The organism is Staphylococcus pragensis (genome assembly GCF_004785665.1).
Lineage (GTDB): Bacteria > Bacillota > Bacilli > Staphylococcales > Staphylococcaceae > Staphylococcus > Staphylococcus pragensis.
Map to the genome: position 1 here is coordinate 145,107 of NZ_SRPJ01000001.1, position 19,300 is coordinate 164,406.

The 19,300-nt window shown below is 33.5% G+C and carries 18 protein-coding genes; 10 read left to right on the top strand and 8 right to left on the bottom strand.

Going from position 1 to position 19,300, the window contains the following annotated elements; genetic code table 11:
* The first annotated feature begins 133 nt into the window (after positions 1–133).
* Positions 134–1,171 carry a ferrated catecholamine ABC transporter substrate-binding lipoprotein SstD gene (locus tag E2558_RS00720; RefSeq protein ID WP_126565096.1) on the top strand — a complete coding sequence of 346 codons (1,038 nt, stop codon included), beginning with the start codon at positions 134–136 and terminating at the stop codon, positions 1,169–1,171.
* Positions 1,172–1,399: 228 nt separating this feature from the next.
* Here E2558_RS00720 and E2558_RS00725 read toward each other — a convergent pair whose 3' ends face one another.
* From E2558_RS00725 to E2558_RS00735, 3 genes are all read right to left on the bottom strand, one after another.
* Entirely contained in the window at positions 1,400–1,714 is a 315-nt protein-coding gene (locus E2558_RS00725) for a CHY zinc finger protein (RefSeq protein WP_126565097.1), read from the bottom strand.
* A 39-nt stretch (positions 1,715–1,753) separates the two neighbouring features.
* The gene (gene murB, locus E2558_RS00730) at positions 1,754–2,677 is read right to left on the bottom strand and encodes a UDP-N-acetylmuramate dehydrogenase (RefSeq protein WP_126565098.1); all 924 of its coding nucleotides are present in this window, start codon (positions 2,675–2,677) and stop codon (positions 1,754–1,756) included.
* Positions 2,678–2,835: 158 nt separating this feature from the next.
* Positions 2,836–3,351 (bottom strand): GrpB family protein, encoded by a 516-nt coding sequence (locus E2558_RS00735; protein WP_126565099.1) that lies wholly within the window; start codon positions 3,349–3,351, stop codon positions 2,836–2,838.
* 111 nt (positions 3,352–3,462) lie between these two features.
* Here E2558_RS00735 and E2558_RS00740 point away from each other — a divergent pair, with 111 nt between their 5' ends.
* From E2558_RS00740 to E2558_RS00750, 3 genes are all read left to right on the top strand, one after another.
* Positions 3,463–4,338 carry an EMYY motif lipoprotein gene (locus E2558_RS00740; RefSeq protein ID WP_126565100.1) on the top strand — a complete coding sequence of 292 codons (876 nt, stop codon included), beginning with the start codon at positions 3,463–3,465 and terminating at the stop codon, positions 4,336–4,338.
* A 182-nt stretch (positions 4,339–4,520) separates the two neighbouring features.
* On the top strand, positions 4,521–4,841 hold the full coding sequence (ytxJ, locus tag E2558_RS00745) for a bacillithiol system redox-active protein YtxJ (RefSeq protein WP_126565101.1): 321 nt from the start codon (positions 4,521–4,523) through the stop codon (positions 4,839–4,841).
* Between the two features lie 495 nt (positions 4,842–5,336).
* Positions 5,337–6,458 (top strand): glycerate kinase, encoded by a 1,122-nt coding sequence (locus E2558_RS00750; protein WP_126565102.1) that lies wholly within the window; start codon positions 5,337–5,339, stop codon positions 6,456–6,458.
* A 90-nt stretch (positions 6,459–6,548) separates the two neighbouring features.
* On the opposite strand, the gene pepT is transcribed toward E2558_RS00750, so the two are convergent.
* From pepT to gdpS, 4 genes are all read right to left on the bottom strand, one after another.
* Positions 6,549–7,778, bottom strand: a complete 1,230-nt coding sequence (gene pepT / locus E2558_RS00755; protein WP_126565103.1) for a peptidase T — start codon at positions 7,776–7,778, stop codon at positions 6,549–6,551.
* A 14-nt stretch (positions 7,779–7,792) separates the two neighbouring features.
* Positions 7,793–8,287: a threonine/serine exporter family protein gene (locus tag E2558_RS00760; RefSeq protein ID WP_126565104.1), complete on the bottom strand. Its 495-nt coding sequence runs from the start codon at positions 8,285–8,287 to the stop codon at positions 7,793–7,795.
* Positions 8,288–8,303: 16 nt separating this feature from the next.
* Positions 8,304–9,065 carry a threonine/serine exporter family protein gene (locus E2558_RS00765; protein WP_126565105.1) on the bottom strand — a complete coding sequence of 254 codons (762 nt, stop codon included), beginning with the start codon at positions 9,063–9,065 and terminating at the stop codon, positions 8,304–8,306.
* A 252-nt stretch (positions 9,066–9,317) separates the two neighbouring features.
* Complete coding sequence (gene gdpS / locus E2558_RS00770) at positions 9,318–10,388, bottom strand: GGDEF domain-containing protein GdpS (protein WP_126565106.1); 1,071 nt, start codon at positions 10,386–10,388, stop codon at positions 9,318–9,320.
* 404 nt (positions 10,389–10,792) lie between these two features.
* On the opposite strand from gdpS, the gene E2558_RS00775 reads away from it, so the two are divergent.
* The gene (locus tag E2558_RS00775; RefSeq protein ID WP_126565107.1) at positions 10,793–11,869 is read left to right on the top strand and encodes a glycosyltransferase family 4 protein; all 1,077 of its coding nucleotides are present in this window, start codon (positions 10,793–10,795) and stop codon (positions 11,867–11,869) included.
* A gap of 73 nt (positions 11,870–11,942) precedes the next feature.
* On the opposite strand, the gene E2558_RS00780 is transcribed toward E2558_RS00775, so the two are convergent.
* The gene (locus E2558_RS00780; protein ID WP_126565108.1) at positions 11,943–12,584 is read right to left on the bottom strand and encodes a YigZ family protein; all 642 of its coding nucleotides are present in this window, start codon (positions 12,582–12,584) and stop codon (positions 11,943–11,945) included.
* A gap of 142 nt (positions 12,585–12,726) precedes the next feature.
* Here E2558_RS00780 and fakB1 point away from each other — a divergent pair, with 142 nt between their 5' ends.
* The 5 genes from fakB1 (at position 12,727) to secA (ending at position 19,129) form a co-directional block, all read left to right on the top strand.
* Positions 12,727–13,593 carry a fatty acid kinase binding subunit FakB1 gene (gene fakB1 / locus E2558_RS00785; RefSeq protein ID WP_126565109.1) on the top strand — a complete coding sequence of 289 codons (867 nt, stop codon included), beginning with the start codon at positions 12,727–12,729 and terminating at the stop codon, positions 13,591–13,593.
* Positions 13,594–13,722: 129 nt separating this feature from the next.
* Positions 13,723–14,979 (top strand): DEAD/DEAH box helicase family protein, encoded by a 1,257-nt coding sequence (locus E2558_RS00790; protein WP_168210216.1) that lies wholly within the window; start codon positions 13,723–13,725, stop codon positions 14,977–14,979.
* The gene (locus E2558_RS00795) at positions 14,972–15,646 is read left to right on the top strand and encodes a ComF family protein (RefSeq protein WP_126565110.1); all 675 of its coding nucleotides are present in this window, start codon (positions 14,972–14,974) and stop codon (positions 15,644–15,646) included. The genes E2558_RS00790 and E2558_RS00795 overlap by 8 nt, the downstream gene beginning before the upstream one ends.
* Before the next feature lie 61 nt (positions 15,647–15,707).
* Positions 15,708–16,286: a ribosome hibernation-promoting factor, HPF/YfiA family gene (hpf, locus tag E2558_RS00800; RefSeq protein ID WP_126565111.1), complete on the top strand. Its 579-nt coding sequence runs from the start codon at positions 15,708–15,710 to the stop codon at positions 16,284–16,286.
* Between the two features lie 305 nt (positions 16,287–16,591).
* Complete coding sequence (gene secA / locus E2558_RS00805; RefSeq protein ID WP_126565112.1) at positions 16,592–19,129, top strand: preprotein translocase subunit SecA; 2,538 nt, start codon at positions 16,592–16,594, stop codon at positions 19,127–19,129.
* Positions 19,130–19,300 lie beyond the last annotated feature (171 nt).

Consider the following 19,300-nt stretch of genomic DNA (forward strand, 5'->3'; position numbering starts at 1 on the left):
ATTAAAGACGAAGCTTTTTTGTTATAGAAAACTTCAAAATAATATATTGCTAAACACTTTATAATAAAGTAATATATTATTAATGATATTGATAATCATTATCATTAATATACATCGAAGGGGTTTTACATCTATGAAGAAGTTGATTTTATTTATATTATTAAGTTTTGTCTTAGTATTAACAGCATGTGGCAAAGATTCTGATAGTAAGAATAACGAATCTAAAAATAATGATAGTAAACAAACAGTTAAAATAGAGAATAATTACAAAACGCGTGGAGAGAAAAAAGATGGTAGTGATGCTAAGGTAGTCAAAGAAACAGTGGAAGTACCTAAAAATCCTAAGCGTGCAATAGTTTTTGATTATGGCGCTGTTGATATTTTAAAAGCATTTGGTGTCCAAGACCAAATTAAAGGTTTACCTAAAGGTGAAAAAATTTCTACACTCCCTAATTTTCTAAGTGAATTTAAAGATGACAAATATATCAATACAGGTAACATGATTCAAATTAACTTTGATAAAGTCGCTAAAGCCAAACCTGATGTCATTTATATTTCTAATAGAACAGCTACCCAAAAAAATATTGATGAATTGAAAAAAGCTGTTCCTAATGCTGCTATCCTTTACGTTGGTTCAACTGAAAAAAATTATCTTGATGATATGAGAAGAGTAACAACTAACTTAGGTAAAATATATGGTAAAGAAGATAAAGCTAAAGCATTAAAGGATGAGTTAGATAAAAAAATTGCAGATACAAAAGCTAGAGCCCAAAAAGCTGATAAGTCTACCATGTATCTATTAGTAAATGAAGGTGAATTATCTACATTTGGTCCTGGGGGACGTTTCGGTGATTTAGTATTTGATACGTTAGGTTTTAAACCTGCAGATAAACATGTTAAAGCGAGTCCGCATGGTCAAAATATTAGTAATGAATATATCACTAATAAAGATCCAGATATCATCTTAGCAATGGATAGAGGACAAGTAGTAAGTGGTAAATCATCTGCGAAACAAACACTGGCCAATAATGTTATTAAAGATGTAAAAGCGATTAAAGCTAGTAATGTTTTTGAATTAGATCCTAGATTATGGTACTTCAGTGCGGGATCAACATCTACAACTATAAAACAAATTGATGAATTAAATAAAGTATTAGATAAAGTAAAATAAAAAAAATTAAAGAGGCTGAGACAAAATAAAATGTCTCAGCCTTTACTAATATATTGGCAGTAGCTGACTGGTTTGAAAATGCGCTTCAATTAAGCTTTTTTCAAATCTAGTCATCCTTGCCGGGGAGCGGGGCCCCAGCACAGAGAATTTCATTAAGAAATTCCACTAATAAAGCAAGCTAGGGTTAGACGACGAAATTTATTTAATTTCTGTCCCACTCCCTTATTTTCATAATTCAAAGTATAAATGATAGTGGAATTTGCAACGGGTATTAAAATGAGCGTTACAATTTGGACAAACCTCAGTCATCATATAATCTTGTATGGACAGTTCATGTTTACACACGCCACACATAATAGCTTTGGTTTGAAATTCTTTTTCCGGCCATCGTTTAATGGCATGAGATTCATGTTCATTATGACATTGATAGCAAGGATAATATTTATCGCAACACTTAAATTTAATCGCTACGACATCCAAGAATGTATGATAATGCACACAACGTGTTTCTTCATCTACAAGTGAACCATATACATGAGGCATTATATATCGTCTCCTTACTTTGAAAAAGAATAATTTAAATTATTCTTCTGGATGGTCGCCGATAATTCTTACTTCTCGGTGAAGTTCGACATCAAATTTTTCTTTTACAACATTTTGAACATGATGAATTAAATCTTCGTAATCTGTAGCAGTTCCATTATCTACATTAACCATAAAACCAGCATGTTTTTTTGAAACTTCTACACCACCGATACGATATCCTTGTAAATCTGAGTCTTGTATTAATTTACCAGCGAAGTGACCAGGAGGTCTCTGGAATACACTACCACAAGAAGGGTATTCAAGTGGTTGTTTAGTTTCACGACGTTCTGTTAAATCATCCATAGTAGCTTGAATTTCATCTAATTTGCCAGGAGCTAAACTAAATGCAGCTTCAAGGACTACAAGATGTTTTCTTTGAACGATACTATTACGATAATCTAATTCTAATTCTTGATTAGTAAGTTGTAATAAGTCTCCATGTTCATTCACACATAAAGCGTAGTCGATACAATCTTTCACTTCGCCACCGTATGCGCCTGCATTCATATAAACAGCGCCACCAACTGAACCTGGAATACCACAAGCAAATTCTAATCCAGTTAGTACGTGGTCTCTTGCAGCACGTGACACATCGATAATAGCCGCACCGCTACCAGCGATAATTGCATTATCAGAGACATTAATATGATCAAGTGATAATAAGCTAATGACTATTCCACGAATACCGCCCTCACGAATAATGATATTAGAACCGTTTCCTAAATACGTTACGGGGATATCTTTCTCTTGAGCATAGCGTACAATAGTTTGAACATGCTCATTTTTGGTAGGAGATAAATAGAAATCAGCGTTACCGCCAGTTTCAGTATATGTATAACGTTTTAAAGGCTCATCGACTTTAATAATATCTTCAGGTATTAAGGATTTTAAATCTTTTAAGATGTCATCTTTGTTTAACATAAGTACATCCTTTCTTTTCTTCTGTACTATAATCTCTTCCTTATTATATCAACTTTAAATCTTATTTGCTAAATGAGAGATAATTAAATAAGGACATATTATGTCACATATTCCCATTTTAAATGGCATTCGGATAATATTTTGTAATTTTTTCAATTTTATAGTTTTTTGTATAAATTTTCGAAGTATTTTTGTTTTTGATTTTCATAAGTTCTTATATGATTGACGTGTTGAATCATAGCTTTCTTTTTTTCTGAAAATTGAAGCGCCAAGTCTTGCTTTGAAGCGAGTGCCTCATCTACAGCTAAATATTGTTCAAATAAAGATGTATTCATTTGAACAATATGAAGGCGTATCGTTTGTTTTAAATCAATCATATTATTGAAGTGAGCCATCATTACTTTTTTCTTGTATGGATGATGCAAACGATAAAATCCTACGTAATTCAATCGTTTTTCATCTAAAGAAGTAATGTCATGTAAATTATTAACGCCGACTAAAATATCTAATATGGGTTCAGTAGCATAATTAAAATGCTTTGTTCCACCAATATGTTGGGTAAACTGAACTGGAGAATCTAATAAATCAAAGAGTAATTTTTTAGTATCCTGATATAGTGCTTCATAATATTGTTTAGATGAATTGTCGACAAATGGTTGGACGGTTGAATACATGAGAATCTCCTTCAAATGAGTAATTATTTTGCAAATTCTGGAATACTATAACATAAATAATTTTCAATATAAATAGCTTTAGGTATAATACGTGGTGATAGGAGTGCAGATATGAAAAAAATAGCAATTCTTTCGATAATCATAATATTTGGAGTAGTTCTATCGTCATGTGGAACGCAACATAACGCAGATTTAAAAAACTTTACTCATCATTTAGATAAAGTTGAAGAAAAGAAAAAAGATGTTGAAACAGTCATGGATAAAATTCATTTAACAAAACTTAATGAATTAAGTAAAACAGATATTACCGATAAAAATAAACAAGAATTTAAAGTGCTACAAAAAGACATTAATAACCATTTAGTGCCTACATTTAAAAAATATGATAAAGAAGCTAAGCAATTACCAGCTAAAACTTCTGAAATAAAAGATTTAAAGCAGAAATATTTAAATAATGTTAGCCAAGAAAGAAAAGGAATTAATGATATAAAAACGTTTGTCGATTTATGTAATCAGTCAATTAATGCCAATGAGAATATATTAGATTATACGAAATCATTTGAAACGAATCGTTCTCAAGTAGAAACAGCTATTAAAAAATCTAGCAATCAAGATGACGCAAATCAATTAACTACTAAAATTGAATATAATAATAAACAATTGCAACAAACAGCACAAAAATATTTAGAAAATGACAAGTTTGATTCAAAGCAAGCCATCGAAAAACACATTAAGCCATTAATTGAAAAACAAATAACTGATCTTAATCAAACTAATATTACAGATAGTAATGTTAATGAAGCGCGCAAAAATGCCATTGAGATGTACTACAATCTGTTAAACTATTATGATACGCGTGAAAAAACAATTGAAATAGAGAAAAAACTTTCTAAAATAGATGTTGAAAAGTTGCCGAAAATGGGTAAAGAGTTAAATAAACAAAACAATGATTTTGAAAAAGCATTCAAGCGTATAAAAGAAAAATAACATTGGAAATATGAGATTATAAACGTTATTATGTGCTTATAATCTTTAAAATCTTATATTAAAAAATTAAAATTTTTGGTTAACAATAGAGAATGAAATGTGTATAATTGTACCCATTGAGTAGTTTATAATGATTATAAATAATAGGAATATGGGCATAAATAATTTTAGAGGTGAATAGAATGGCTATAAAGCTGAGTTCGATTGACCAGTTTGAACAAGTACTAGAAGAAAATAAATATGTATTTGTATTAAAACATAGTGATACTTGTCCAATCTCAGCAGATGCATTTGATCAATTTAATAAGTTTTTATATGAAAGAGACATGGATGGCTATTATTTAGTTGTCCAAGAAGAAAGAAAGCTTTCTGATTATATTGCTGACAAAACGAATGTAAAACATGAATCTCCCCAAGCATTCTACTTTGTAGAAGGGGAAGCTACATGGAATGCAAGTCATAGTGATATCAATGTATCTTCGTTAGCTCAAGCTGAAGAGTAATATAAACTAAATACAAATTTTTTTGGGGATATTATTCCTAGGTAAAAAGCCAGTAAATGATTTTTTATAATTTCATTTACTGGCTTTTTTATTTGCAATTTTTCGTGTTGTTGGCTCGCTAGTTTATGAGAACGAGCCTTGGTCATGTAAAGTAGTTCTTAGATAGGTATTTACTCGTTTAAGTTGTTTCGCTTTCCAGGGGTGCTGTCTCAGCCTGTAGTCTTCGACTAGCACTGCTCCCCTAGGAGTCTACACAACTCCACTTCGTAATCTATCTTAGAACGCTTTACGCAAGTGTGAAAACACTTACTTTCAATTAAGAGTTACGTAATGTTACTCATTATCTACATAAAATTTTCAAATGTATTAAAGCATTTCATTTTGTTTCATTAGTAAAAGTGAAGGCAACACATGTATAATGTGAAAGTGAAGTTAAAATAATAAAGTGTATATTATTTTCAGATAATAGGAAAAGTGGCAAGAGGTGATTAAAGGATGAAAGTATTAGTAGCCATGGACGAGTTCAATGGTATTATTTCGAGTTATCAAGCGAACCGCTATGTAGAAGAAGCAGTAGCAAGTCAAATTGAAAAAGCTGATGTTGTCCAAGTGCCATTATTTAATGGACGCCACGAATTAATAGATTCTGTATTCTTGTGGCAATCTGGGACTAAATATAGAGTAAATGTGCATGACGCAGATATGAACGAAGTTGAAGCGGTGTATGGTCAGACGGAAGACGGTTTAACTGTCATTGAAGGAAATTTATTTTTAAAAGGACATCAACCTATTGAGCAACGTTCAAGCTTTGGTTTAGGAGAAATTATTATCGACGCGTTAAAAAACGGTGCTGATAATATTGTTATTTCTCTTGGCGGTATTGATAGCTTTGATGGCGGTATTGGCATGCTACAAGCTTTAGGCGGTAAATTCTATGATGATGAGAATAATTTGCTAGATGCACGTGAAGGTGCTCGCATTATTAAATTTATTCGACATATTGATTTATCTGGAATAATGACTGAATTTAGTAATGCTAAAATTCAATTAATGTCAGATTTCTCAAGTAAATTATATGGCAAGAATAGTGAAATAATGAAGACATTAGATACACATCACATTAGTCTGGATAAAGCGAAAGAATTAGATAATTTAATTTGGTATTTTAGTGAAATAGTTAAAAATGAATTACACGTAGCTTTAGGTCCTATTGAGCGAGGCGGTGCCGGCGGTGGTATTGCAGCAGTGTTAAGTGGACTATATGGTGCTGAAATTTTAACTAGTCACGAATTAGTAGATCAACTTACCCATTTAGACGATTTAATTTCTCAAGCAGATTTGATTATTTTTGGGGAAGGTTTAAAAGAAGAAGATAGCCTTTTAGAAACGACAACACTAAGAATTGCAGAGTTAACGGAGAAGCATCATAAACCTGCCATTGCCATTTGTGCAACGGATGATAAATTCGATGTTTTTGATAAACATCATGTCACAGCTATGTTTAACACATTTATTGAAATGCCTAAAAGTTACACTGATTTTAAAATGGGTATTCAAATTAGACACTATACAGTTCAAGCATTACGACTATTAAAAACGAGTTTAGATAAACTATAATTTAATATATAACAAATAAGGCAAACCTAAGTTGTCTGGGTGGAGATACCCACAACGATAAGGTTTGCCTTTTAATATATTTGCAATATCTTATTTTTTATAGTTTGTGACTTCTTGAGCGATACCAATAATCGCTTGTACAGCTTTTTCCATTACATCAATAGATGCATACTCGAACGGACCATGGAAGTTGCCACAACCAGTGAAGATATTAGGAGTCGGAAGTCCCATAAATGAAAGTTGTGAACCATCAGTACCACCACGAATAGGTTCAGTATTAGGATCGATATTTAAATCTGCGAACACTTTTTTAGGAATATCTATAATATAAGGATGTGGTTCAATTTTTTCAGCCATATTATAATACTGATCTTCAATGTCCACTTTTACTGGGAAATCTTCATAATGTGAATTAATATCATCACGAATTTCTAGAAGTTTTTTCTTACGTAATTCAAACGCTTCTCTATCGTGATCGCGAATGATATATTGAAGCGTCGCTTTTTCAACATTACCGTCAAATTTCATTAAATGATAGAAACCCTCATAACCTTCTGTACGTTCAGGCACTTCACTAGCTGGTAATAAACTATGGAATTGATGGCCTAATGAAAGGGCATTAACCATAATATTCTTAGCAGAACCAGGATGGACATTTACACCATGTGTTGTAATTTTCGCTTCAGCGGCGTTAAAACTTTCAAATTGAAGTTCGCCAAATTCACTACCATCCATTGTATAAGCGAAATCGGCATTAAAGCGTTCCACGTCAAATTTATGAGGACCACGTCCAATTTCTTCGTCTGGTGTAAATGCAATGCGAATGCGTCCGTGTTTCACTTCTGGGTGGTTGTTCAAATATTTCACTGCTTCCATAATTTCCACGACGCCAGCTTTGTCATCGGCACCTAATAATGACGTACCATCTGTAATCATTAATGTATGACCTTTAAGCTTTTTTAATTCAGGAAAAGTTTCTTGGCTTAACACGCGACTTGTATTACCTAATTGAATAGGTTTACCATCGTAAGACTCAACGATTTGAGGGTTTACGTCAGTAGCATTAAAATCTGGTGATGTATCTACATGGGCTAAGAAACCGACTGTTGGCACGTCTTCTTCAATATTACTTTCTAACGTAGCAAATAAATAACCATTGTCATCCATATCTGTAGATAATCCAAATGCTTCAAGTTCTTGTTTTAATAAACGTAATAAATCCCATTGTTTTTCTGTTGAAGGCGTCGTTTCTGAATCTGGATTAGATTGTGTATCGATTTTTACATAACGTGATAATCTGTCTATAATTTGTTCTTTCATAGCTAGACATCCCCTTAGACTCTATTATTCATATCGTAAATTTTTTTGTATGTTTTACCCTTGATTTTATCATAAAACTGTTTAAAGCGTGTATAAATGTAATAGAGAATCTCTGCTACTAAAATACCAAAAGCAATTGAACCTGAAATAAGTGTCACTTCTAAAAATGTATTTACAGCTTGTGTATAATCATTTGAGACTAAAAAACGTGTTGCTTCGTATGCTGTTCCTCCAGGTACTAGGGGGATAATTCCTGGCACGATAAAGATGATAACTGGACGTTTATAGCGGCGACTCATAACGTGACTTAGTAAGCCTAATATTAAACTACCAAGGAAAGAGGCGCCTACTTTTCCTAAGTCCATATCTACAGTGTATTGATAAATTGTCCAAGCTACGGCACCTACGAAACCACAGGCAAGCAGTAATCTCTTAGGCGCGTTGAAGATGATGGAAAAAAGCACTGTAGAAATGAAACTAATTGTAAAATGAAACAAATAAAATAACATTTATTAACAGCCTTTCTTATATGATTAATAAAACGATGGCTACACCGGCACCAATTGCAAATGATGTAAGGGCCGCTTCAACACCACGTGACATACCGGCAAGGAGTTCTCCTGCCATTAAATCTCGAATAGCGTTACAAATTAAAATACCCGGAACTAACGGCATCACACTTGAGATAGTGATGATATTCTGATTTGTAGCGATTCCTAATTGAGTAAACGTAGCAGCAATAGAAATAACTATAGCTGAAGCTACAAACTCTGAAAAGAACTTAATCTGTATAAAACGTTGCACCAAACTGAAAGTTAAAAAGGCAGCACCACCTGCGAGTGAAGCGATCCAACAATCTGATGCTACACCACCAAACATGAATAAGAAGAAGCCACATGCAATCGTAGCAGCAAAAAAGTTTAATAAAAATGAATATTGTAATGAAGCGTGACTTAAATGAATAAGCTCCGATTTAGCTTCATCAATGGTTAATTCATTTCTAGAGATTTTTCGTGAGAGGCTATTTGTAAGCGCAATTTTCTCTAAATCTGTCGTGCGTTCTCTAATTCGAATCAAACGTGTGTTTGTTCGATCATTAAGTGAAAAAATAATAGCTGTGGAAGTTACGAAACTGTATGTATCATTTAAGCCGTAACTATGAGCGATACGATTCATTGTATCTTCTACGCGGTATGTTTCAGCGCCAGCTTCTAGCAAAATCCTTCCAGCTATTAACACCACATCAATCACTTTATTTTCATCGATAATAGTGATTGAATCTGACATAAAAGGCACCTCCGTATAATTAGATAAATTAATTTTTTTTGTTAGGGCAATTTGAAGTGTACAACTTGAAGTTATAACTTGCAATAGCTCCGAGTTTAATCACACATTTTCTTAAACGATTAGTTACAATTGACATGAAAACGTCATTCTTTCTTTTAAAAATAATAAATAAAAAACTGTCAATCACTATTTACTCCAATCGACTGAAACACAGCGATATGATAAATAGCATATTGACAGTCAATATTACCCCTATAATTTAATAATAGGATTAAACATTACTTGATTACGGCCTTCATTCTTAGCCACGTGGACCATATCATCAGCATCTTTAAATACTTTACGTTGAGATTTATGATCTTCTTTAGATAAGTAGCCTACACCAATCGACACGGAAAGTTTAATGACTTCTCTATTAGGTAAATGGAACGATGATTTTTCCACACCTGTACGAATATTTTCAGCTAATTTAACACTTTGATCTAGTGAATAATTACGAATAACTACTGAAAATTCTTCGCCACCATTTCGGAAAATTTTAAACTGTCTTGGCACATAATTTTTCAATAACTGTGACATTTGTTTCAAGACAGCGTCACCTGCTTTATGTGAATAAGTATCATTCACATCTTTAAATCCATCAATATCAATAAGAAGTAAGGCAAGACTTTCGTTATTATCTTCTGCTAATTGCGAGATTTTATTTAAATGTCTATCAAACTCTTTTACATTTCCTAAACCTGTAAGGTAATCATATTTGTCTTCATTTTCATAACGCGTAACTAATGAGAAGAAATGCCAAATATCAACAAATGTGATAGCAGAGGCGATAGTTAAGACAAATGAAATTGGAATTAATACAGCTACTTCTATCAAATCATATAAAGGACTGAAAATAGATAAAATTAATAAAATAATGACGCTAATCAAATTTAAGATTATCAGAGAAATAATATCGTTTTGCTTTAAAAATGGTCCTACCATACTTGAAATAAGTCCAATAACAATTAAAACGACACCGTATAAAATAGAATTTCCAAAGGTAAAGACATCAACTAAGGCAATGATAATTGCCGCGATGAGGGTATAACCTATATTGGTATAACGTCCAAGAAATAGTAACGGCACAAATGTTAAATGGATTAAATATTCATGGTGAAATGGAATAGGGTAGGCAGCTAGTAATAAAGCTACTAGCGTCATTAAGACAGTGACATAGCCTTTTGAGAAGACCATGATTTTATTTTCGGAGTATTGTAACCGATGAAAAAGATAAATACCCGCAACCATGACCGCAATATTATAAATGATTGCTTCAAGCATATGGAAATCGACTCCTTTAATTTAACCATTAGTTATTGTAAGTGAAAACTTACTATTTGTCATTAAGAAGTAGCTTATATTGTTAGAAAATAATTGAGTTCAATGGTCTTTCATGTTCAAACAATAAATGAAATGGTATGATAGAAAAAATAACTTATCTTTACAAAAAATTTACATTACGCTTATTTAAAGTAAAATCTTTTCAAAATAAAGTATAATAATGATGATTAAATTCATGATAATACGATGATTTTATAGATAATGGAATCGTTTTAAAGAGAAAAGTAACGAGAAATTTCCTACTATAGTCCAATATAAAGATAAGACATATCGTTTAAAATAATGTAAATAAGAAAAATGCAAATGTGAAAAAATTAGAGGAATAATTTAATGAAGGTGAACTGATGTATACTTTACTACTCATTGCTGTAACAATGGTCATCAGTCTGATACTCACACCTATCATAATTAGGGTCTCAACTAGGTTTGGCTTAGTTGATAAACCTAATTATAGAAAAGTACATACAAAGCCTGTTTCTGTGTTAGGCGGCACCGTAATTTTACTTTCCTTTCTTATTGGAATATGGCTAGGCAATCCAATTGAAAGAGAAGTGAAGCCTTTAGTCCTAGGTGCAATTGTGATGTACTTAGTAGGTTTAATTGATGATATTTATGATTTGAAACCGATACTCAAGTTAATTGGACAAATAATTGCTGCGTCTATTGTTGTGATTTACGGTATTACGATAGATTTTATTTCTTTTCCGATGGGACCGACGATTCATTTTGGTATTTTAAGTATCCCAATTACGATTATTTGGATTGTGGCAATTACTAATGCAATAAATTTAATAGATGGACTCGATGGATTAGCTTCTGGCGTATCAGCTATTGGCTTAATTACAATTGCGTTTATTGCCATTTTACAGGCAAATATTTTTATCATTATGATATGTAGTGTATTAATAGGTTCGTTGTTAGGATTCCTATGTTTCAACTTCCATCCTGCAAAGATCTTTTTAGGGGATAGTGGCGCTTTAATGATAGGCTTTATCATAGGCTTTTTATCATTACTCGGCTTTAAAAACATTACGTTTATTTCATTGTTCTTCCCAATCGTTATTCTTGCGGTACCATTTATTGATACACTATTCGCTATGATACGAAGAATGCGAAACGGTCAACACATTATGCAAGCAGATAAATCGCATTTACACCATAAACTCCTAGCATTAGGCTATTCTCATCGTCAAACAGTTTTACTCATTTATTCAATTGCGATCATGTTTAGCTTATCAAGTATCATTCTCTACTTATCTCAACCACTAGGTGTATTACTCATGTTCGTTCTCATTCTGATTACGATAGAACTCATAGTAGAATTTACAGGATTGATAGATGATAATTACAAGCCAATTATTAATTTGATTTCTAAGAAAAATGAGCACCACCACGCTCACGATACAACAGATAAAAAATAAGACCTTGTATGAGGCGAGTATGTTTTTAATACTCAACTTATACAAGGTTTTTAATATTATAAATGCTAAAGTCTTAATTAGTAGGGATATCAAATGGCAATTTTTTAGGTTCTTCTTCATGTAAATCATAATTACCTGCAGTGTTACGGTTTAAGAATTCTATGAATGCATCATACTCGGTTTGTACAACATCGATATGATAGCTCACTTTATCTGTGTAAGTTTGATCTCTTAATAAATAAGATGTCGCAGCGAGTTCGTATTCAAATTTACCAGTTAAATCATAACTAATCGTTACAATAGTAGGGATAGCATCTCGTAATTCAACCCGACCAATATCATAAATAACGTCTCTCACGGCACCACTATAAGCACGGATAAGTCCACCGCCACCTAGTTTAATTCCTCCAAAATAGCGTGTTACCACGACACAAACATTATGTACATCTAACTTTTTTAGAATTTCAAGCATAGGCACACCAGCAGTCCCACTAGGTTCGCCATCATCATTCGCTTTTTGAATGTTCATTTGATCACCAACTGTATAGGCAGAACAATTATGTGTCGCTTCTTTATGGGTTTGCTTTATTTCTTGGATGAAAGCTTTTGCCTCATCTTCGGTTGATACTGGTTTAATGTGAGCGATAAAGCGAGATTTATTAATAACATTTTCAATGGAGTGTTCTTGTTTAATCGTAATAATAGGGTTGCTCAAAATTTCACCTCTTCATATTATAAAATTTCATATGTCTTTTATTATACACGCTAATTTTCGAATGAATAAATATATGATTATGAATTTCTTTTTTAATTAAAATAATTTATAATAGCGATGAGTATAATTGAGGAGGACTACTATGAAAATTGCAGTTATGGCAGATTCAACTGGCTATCTACCACAAGCATTCATGGATAAATATCAAATGCCTATTGCACCGTTAAGTGTTGCATTTGATGATGGAGAAACATTTACTGAGAATGATGGTGTTCCAATTAAACACTTTTACGAAAAAATGGCTTCATCTAAAACTTTCCCGACGACGAGTCAGCCAGCTATCGGCGAATGGATTGAAAATTACGAACACTTGCGTGATAAAGGATATACGGATATTATCGTTATTACTTTATCAAGCGGTATTAGTGGTAGCTATCAATCTGCGACTCAAGCAGGCGAAATGGTTGAGGGCGTGAACGTTCACACATTTGATAGTAAATTAGCTGCAATGATTGAAGGTAGCTACACAATGTATGCGATGGACCTCGTTGAGAAAGGATTCACACCAGAAATCATCATTGAAGAATTAACAGAAGCGAGAGAACAAGCAGGCGCGTACCTTATCGTAGATGACTTGAAAAATCTTCAAAAAAGTGGTCGTATTACAGGTGCACAAGCTTGGGTAGGTACATTATTAAAAATGAAACCTGTGCTACGCTTTGAAGAAGATGGTAAAATTCATCCATTTGAAAAAGTACGTACAAAAAAACGTGCATTCAATACTTTAGAGAAGAATATTTTTGATCTTATTAAAGATATTGAAGATGTGACCGTATTTGTCATTGATGGTGATAAAACAGATGAAGGTCGCGCATTTTATCATCATTTACAAGAAACATATCCTGATATTAATATCCAATACTCTGAATTTGGACCCGTGATTGCTTCCCACTTAGGTTCAGGTGGATTAGGATTAGGATACTTCCCTAGAAAAATCGAAATTAATTAAGTAGTTAAGTCTAGAGATAAGCAATGAGAGTTGAAAAAGTGATCACTCCCACTTATCTTTAGGCTTTTTTTATTTTTGAAAAGGGCGTGATGAACTATAAAATATTATGGAAAGTTAATATTCCCACATATAGTATTAAGCGATGAACAAGTGAAATTAACTACACCAGGTGTTATTGAAAAGACAGCGGGGCATCGTTGTATGCAATGTGGCAACGAAGATAAAATTTATTTCTGTCAGTATACTTCAACCATTTTTCAGAAAGAAATTATTTACTGTCGTCGTTGTATTCAATTAGGAAGAATGGACAATATCACCAATTATAGAATAACTGAGAGCGTGGGCAAGGTCTCGGAAGGTTATTATGAGTTGCCATTCCAACTATCAGAACAACAAAGCTATGCGTCAACTCAAATTATTGAAGCAATCAATCAAGGCAAAAATTTATTATTATATGCAGTCACAGGCGCTGGTAAAACTGAAATGATGTTTGAAGGAATAAGCGTGGCACGGCAATTAGGTTTAAATGTTGCGGTCATTTCACCACGTGTCGATGTGGTGATTGAGATTAGTAAGCGCATTAAGGAAGCATTTATTCATGAAGACATTGATGTATTACACCAATCAAGCTACCAACAATACAATGCGCACTTTATCATTGCCACCGTGCATCAACTCTTTCGTTTTAAAAGCCATTTCGATGTCATATTTATTGATGAAGTCGATGCATTTCCTCTCTCTATGGATGTTCAATTACAAGGAGCGATAGCTCTTGCCTCTAAAACGAAGCATAGCCATATCTTTATGACAGCTACGCCTCCTAAACATTTATTACATCAAATCCAAATGGACCATATTCTAAAACTGCCCGCCCGTTTTCACAGACATCCATTACCCGAACCAATATTTCGTTACTTTAAATTAAAGCCTTCTCGCGCACAATATAAACTGAAAACATTATTATTAAAACAAGTGAGCGCGCAACGTTTTACTTTAGTATTCTTCAATAATATTGAACTAATGCTTAAAGCATATGACTCTTATCATTATTTCTTTCCTGATTTAATATGTGTATCGAGTGAAGATGCTTTACGTTTTGACAAAGTCGAAGCATTGCGTCGAGGTGAACACACTATCGTATTTACTACCACCATCTTAGAAAGAGGGTTTACGATGGCGCAGCTAGACGTCATTGTGATTAACGCTGATACATTTGAAAAGGCAGCCCTAGTACAAATAGCAGGAAGAGTAGGACGGAAACAAGAGGCACCTACAGGAACAGTATTATTTCTACATGAAGGAGTAAGTCTAGCAATGATTCAGGCCAAACGCGATATCAAACAGATGAACAAACTAGGCAAAGCGAGAGGTTGGATCAATGCATAGATGTATTCAGTGTTTACAACCCATCCGGGAAACCTTGACTGTTTTTAATTTCTATCGTCCGCGTGAACCATTCTGCCATGCTTGCCAGCAACAGTGGGAAGCAGTTACTTTAGATTTAATAGCTCACCGTTGCCCTAGATGTTTAAATAGGCAAACTCCAAACAGTGACGTATGCCTTGATTGCCAATTTTTGGAAAAGACGTTTACCTTAATGTCTCAATTATATTGTGACTATCAATATACAGGCGTTATGAAAGAAGTGATTCATAATTATAAATTCATGCGAGACTACTATTTAGCGAAAGTATTAGCATCCAAACTTAAACTCCCTAAAACGCCATATGATATGATTGTTCCCATTCCATCTCCATATGAACGCGATGCCGAACGAACATTTAATCCAGTTACTACCGTTTTAGATTATATGGGGGTGCACTATACTAATCTATTAAAAACACAACTTCGGCCTAAGCAGTCTCGATTAGGAAAGATAGCACGTGCCCAAGCGTCTAACCCTTTTTATATTGATAAAGAGGTTGATTTAACAGGGAAAGTCATTTTGCTTGTAGATGATATTTATACTACTGGCTTAACTGTACACCATGCAGGAGAATTATTATGTGACAAAAATGTCAGAAAATTCAAAGTGTTTGCGTTTTCAAGATGAGATAAACGTGGTATTATAATAGTAAGCATTACCAATACAAGAGGTTAAAGGAGAGATAGCTATGATTAGATTTGAAATTCATGGAGATAACCTCACTATTACAGATGCTATTCGCAACTATATTGAGGACAAAATTGGTAAACTTGAACGTTATTTTAACGATGTGCCTAATGCAGTAGCACACGTTAAAGTAAAAACGTATCAGAATTCAACAACTAAAATTGAAGTTACAATTCCATTAAAAAATGTAACATTAAGAGCGGAAGAACGTCATGATGACTTATATGCTGGTATTGATTTAGTAACTGGCAAATTAGAACGTCAAGTTCGTAAATATAAAACACGTGTTAACCGTAAACACAAAACACGTGGGGAACAAGACGCTTTTGCGACTGAACTCCCTGAAACACCATCAGTTCAAGCTGAAGAAGCGGATAATAATCAAGATAACGATAATGAGATTGAAATCATCCGTTCTAAACAATTTAGCTTAAAACCAATGGATTCTGAAGAAGCGGTCTTACAAATGGACTTATTAGGTCATGACTTTTATATCTTTACAGATCGCGAAACTGAAGGCACAAGCATCGTTTATAAACGTAAAGATGGTAAATACGGATTAATTGAAACAACAGAATAAGCACTATATAATGAATGACAATTAAAAGTGAGAGCGTCCATATTGTGTGGGCGCTCTTTAATATTCAATAATAGCGTTATTCGTGGACGCTCTGAACATGCTGTGCTAATGTAATGAGTAATGAGTTATTGATATTGAAAGAAATTAAACACAAATATTAGTAGGGAAAGTTAAAGTAATTTATAATAGTTGTACACAATTAAGCCTAAGGTTTATATGAGTATATAAGTATAAATTTGAAAGTATAAATGATAAGATAAATTGTTGTAGGCCTAACAGTTTTTTAAGCTAAAGGAGCGGAAGTAATGGGATTTTTATCGAAAATTGTTGACGGCAATAAAAAAGAAACAAAACGTTTAGGTAAAATAGCTGATGAAGTACTTGCATTAGAGGAAGATATGGCTATTTTAACTGATGATGAAATCAAAGCTAAAACAAAACAATTCCAAGAAGAAGTACAAGAAATTGAAGATGTAAAAAAACAAAATGATTATTTAGATAAAATTTTACCACAAGCTTATGCACTTGTACGTGAAGGTGCGAAGCGTGTGTTCAATATGTCACCGTATAAAGTTCAAGTTATGGGTGGTATCGCTATCCATAAAGGCGATATCGCTGAAATGAGAACAGGGGAAGGTAAAACATTAACAGCGACAATGCCAACATATTTAAATGCATTAGCTGGTCGCGGTGTGCACGTTATCACAGTCAATGAATACTTATCTAGTGTTCAAAGTGAAGAAATGGCTGAACTATATGAATTCTTAGGATTAACAGTTGGTTTAAACTTAAATAGCAAATCAACCACTGAAAAACGTGAAGCATATGCGCAAGATATTACGTATAGTACAAATAATGAATTAGGATTTGACTATTTAAGAGATAACATGGTGAACTATGCGGAAGAACGAGTTATGAGACCGTTGCACTTTGCTATCATTGATGAGGTCGATTCTATTTTAATTGATGAAGCAAGAACGCCACTAATTATTTCAGGGGAAGCTGAAAAATCAACATCTCTTTATACTCAAGCTAACGTTTTCGCTAAAATGTTAAAAGCTGAAGATGACTATAAATATGATGAAAAAACGAAAGCAGTACACTTAACAGAACAAGGTGCTGATAAAGCAGAACGTATGTTTAAAATTGATAACTTATACGATGTGCAAAATGTAGAAATCATCAGTCATATTAATACAGCATTAAAAGCGCACGTTACTTTACAACGTGACGTAGACTACATGGTAGTCGATGGAGAAGTATTAATCGTAGACCAATTTACAGGTCGTACGATGCCTGGTCGTCGTTTCTCTGAAGGTTTACACCAAGCGATTGAAGCCAAAGAAGGCGTTAAAATTCAAAATGAATCTAAAACAATGGCCTCAATTACTTTCCAGAACTACTTCCGTATGTACAATAAATTAGCTGGAATGACAGGTACAGCGAAAACGGAAGAAGAAGAGTTCCGAAATATTTACAATATGACAGTAACGCAAATTCCTACTAATAAACCTGTACAACGTATAGATAAATCAGATTTAATCTATATTAGTCAAAAAGGTAAATTTGATGCAGTTGTAGAAGACGTTGTTGAAAAACATAAAAATGGTCAACCTGTGCTATTAGGTACAGTAGCGGTTGAAACAAGTGAATATATTTCAAACTTATTGAAAAAGCGCGGTATTCGTCATGATGTATTAAACGCTAAGAACCACGAACGTGAAGCTGAAATCGTAGCAAAAGCTGGTCAAAAAGGTGCAGTTACGATTGCGACGAATATGGCTGGTCGTGGTACCGACATCAAACTAGGTGAAGGTGTCGAAGAAATCGGAGGTCTTGCGGTTATTGGTACAGAACGTCATGAATCACGTCGTATCGATGATCAGCTACGTGGTCGTTCTGGTCGTCAAGGTGATAAAGGGGACAGCCGTTTCTACTTATCACTTCAAGATGAATTGATGGTACGCTTCGGTTCAGAAAGACTTCAAAAAATGATGAACCGTCTAGGTATGGATGATTCAACGCCAATTGAATCTAAAATGGTATCACGTGCTGTCGAATCAGCACAGAAACGTGTTGAAGGTAATAACTTTGATGCGCGTAAACGTATCCTTGAATACGATGAAGTATTACGTAAGCAACGTGAAATTATCTATAATGAACGTAATAACATCATTGATTCGGAAAATAGTTCTGAATTAGTAATGGCAATGTTGCGCTCAACATTACAACGTGCTGTGAATTATCATATTAATGAAGAAGATGATAATCCAGATTACACACCATTTATTAACTACGTCAATGATGTATTCTTACAAGAAGGCGATTTGACTGAAGACGAAATCAAAGGTAAGGATTCAGAAGATATCTTTGATGTTGTATGGGCTAAAATTGAAAAAGCTTATGAAAGCCAAAAAGAAAAAATTGGCGATCAAATGCCTGAATTTGAACGTATGATTTTATTACGCTCAATTGATACACATTGGACTGATCACATCGATACGATGGATCAATTACGTCAAGGTATCCACCTACGTTCATATGCACAACAAAATCCGCTTCGTGATTATCAAAATGAAGGTCATGAATTATTTGATATGATGATGCAAAATATCGAAGAGGATACATCTAAATTTATTCTTAAATCCATCATTCAAGTTGATGATGATATTGAACGTGAAAAAACAACTGACTTTGGTAAAGCACAACATGTATCTGCTGAAGACGGTAAAGAGAAAGCCAAAAAACAACCTGTGGTTAAAGGTGATAAGATTGGTCGTAATGACCCTTGTCCATGTGGTAGTGGCAAGAAATACAAAAACTGCCATGGCAAAGACGAATAATAATAAAGCTATTGCTGAAAATGGGAGATGTGAAGCTATTCACACTCCTGTTTTTTATTATAGTGGCAAGGTACTGTAACATTTGATTTTACGTGTACATGGTAAGACTTCAATATCTTTTAAATGTTAAACGTGATGGCCTTTTCCAAAAGAAATGACAAGTGTGAGAAA

Bases quoted from the DNA above. Each gene is read 5' to 3' on its own strand.
- fakB1 (WP_126565109.1), top strand. From the start codon at position 12,727: ATGAAAATTGCAGTTATGGCAGATTCAACTGGCTATCTACCACAAGCA.
- murB (WP_126565098.1), bottom strand. From the start codon at position 2,677: ATGTTAAACAAAGATGACATCTTAAAAGATTTAAAATCCTTAATACCT.
- E2558_RS00725 (WP_126565097.1), bottom strand. From the start codon at position 1,714: ATGCCTCATGTATATGGTTCACTTGTAGATGAAGAAACACGTTGTGTG.
- pepT (WP_126565103.1), bottom strand. From the start codon at position 7,778: ATGAAAGAACAAATTATAGACAGATTATCACGTTATGTAAAAATCGAT.
- E2558_RS00720 (WP_126565096.1), top strand. From the start codon at position 134: ATGAAGAAGTTGATTTTATTTATATTATTAAGTTTTGTCTTAGTATTA.
- E2558_RS00750 (WP_126565102.1), top strand. From the start codon at position 5,337: ATGAAAGTATTAGTAGCCATGGACGAGTTCAATGGTATTATTTCGAGT.
- E2558_RS00740 (WP_126565100.1), top strand. From the start codon at position 3,463: ATGAAAAAAATAGCAATTCTTTCGATAATCATAATATTTGGAGTAGTT.
- ytxJ (WP_126565101.1), top strand. From the start codon at position 4,521: ATGGCTATAAAGCTGAGTTCGATTGACCAGTTTGAACAAGTACTAGAA.
- E2558_RS00775 (WP_126565107.1), top strand. From the start codon at position 10,793: ATGTATACTTTACTACTCATTGCTGTAACAATGGTCATCAGTCTGATA.
- gdpS (WP_126565106.1), bottom strand. From the start codon at position 10,388: ATGCTTGAAGCAATCATTTATAATATTGCGGTCATGGTTGCGGGTATT.
- E2558_RS00765 (WP_126565105.1), bottom strand. From the start codon at position 9,065: ATGTCAGATTCAATCACTATTATCGATGAAAATAAAGTGATTGATGTG.
- E2558_RS00735 (WP_126565099.1), bottom strand. From the start codon at position 3,351: ATGTATTCAACCGTCCAACCATTTGTCGACAATTCATCTAAACAATAT.
- E2558_RS00795 (WP_126565110.1), top strand. From the start codon at position 14,972: ATGCATAGATGTATTCAGTGTTTACAACCCATCCGGGAAACCTTGACT.
- E2558_RS00760 (WP_126565104.1), bottom strand. From the start codon at position 8,287: ATGTTATTTTATTTGTTTCATTTTACAATTAGTTTCATTTCTACAGTG.
- hpf (WP_126565111.1), top strand. From the start codon at position 15,708: ATGATTAGATTTGAAATTCATGGAGATAACCTCACTATTACAGATGCT.
- secA (WP_126565112.1), top strand. From the start codon at position 16,592: ATGGGATTTTTATCGAAAATTGTTGACGGCAATAAAAAAGAAACAAAA.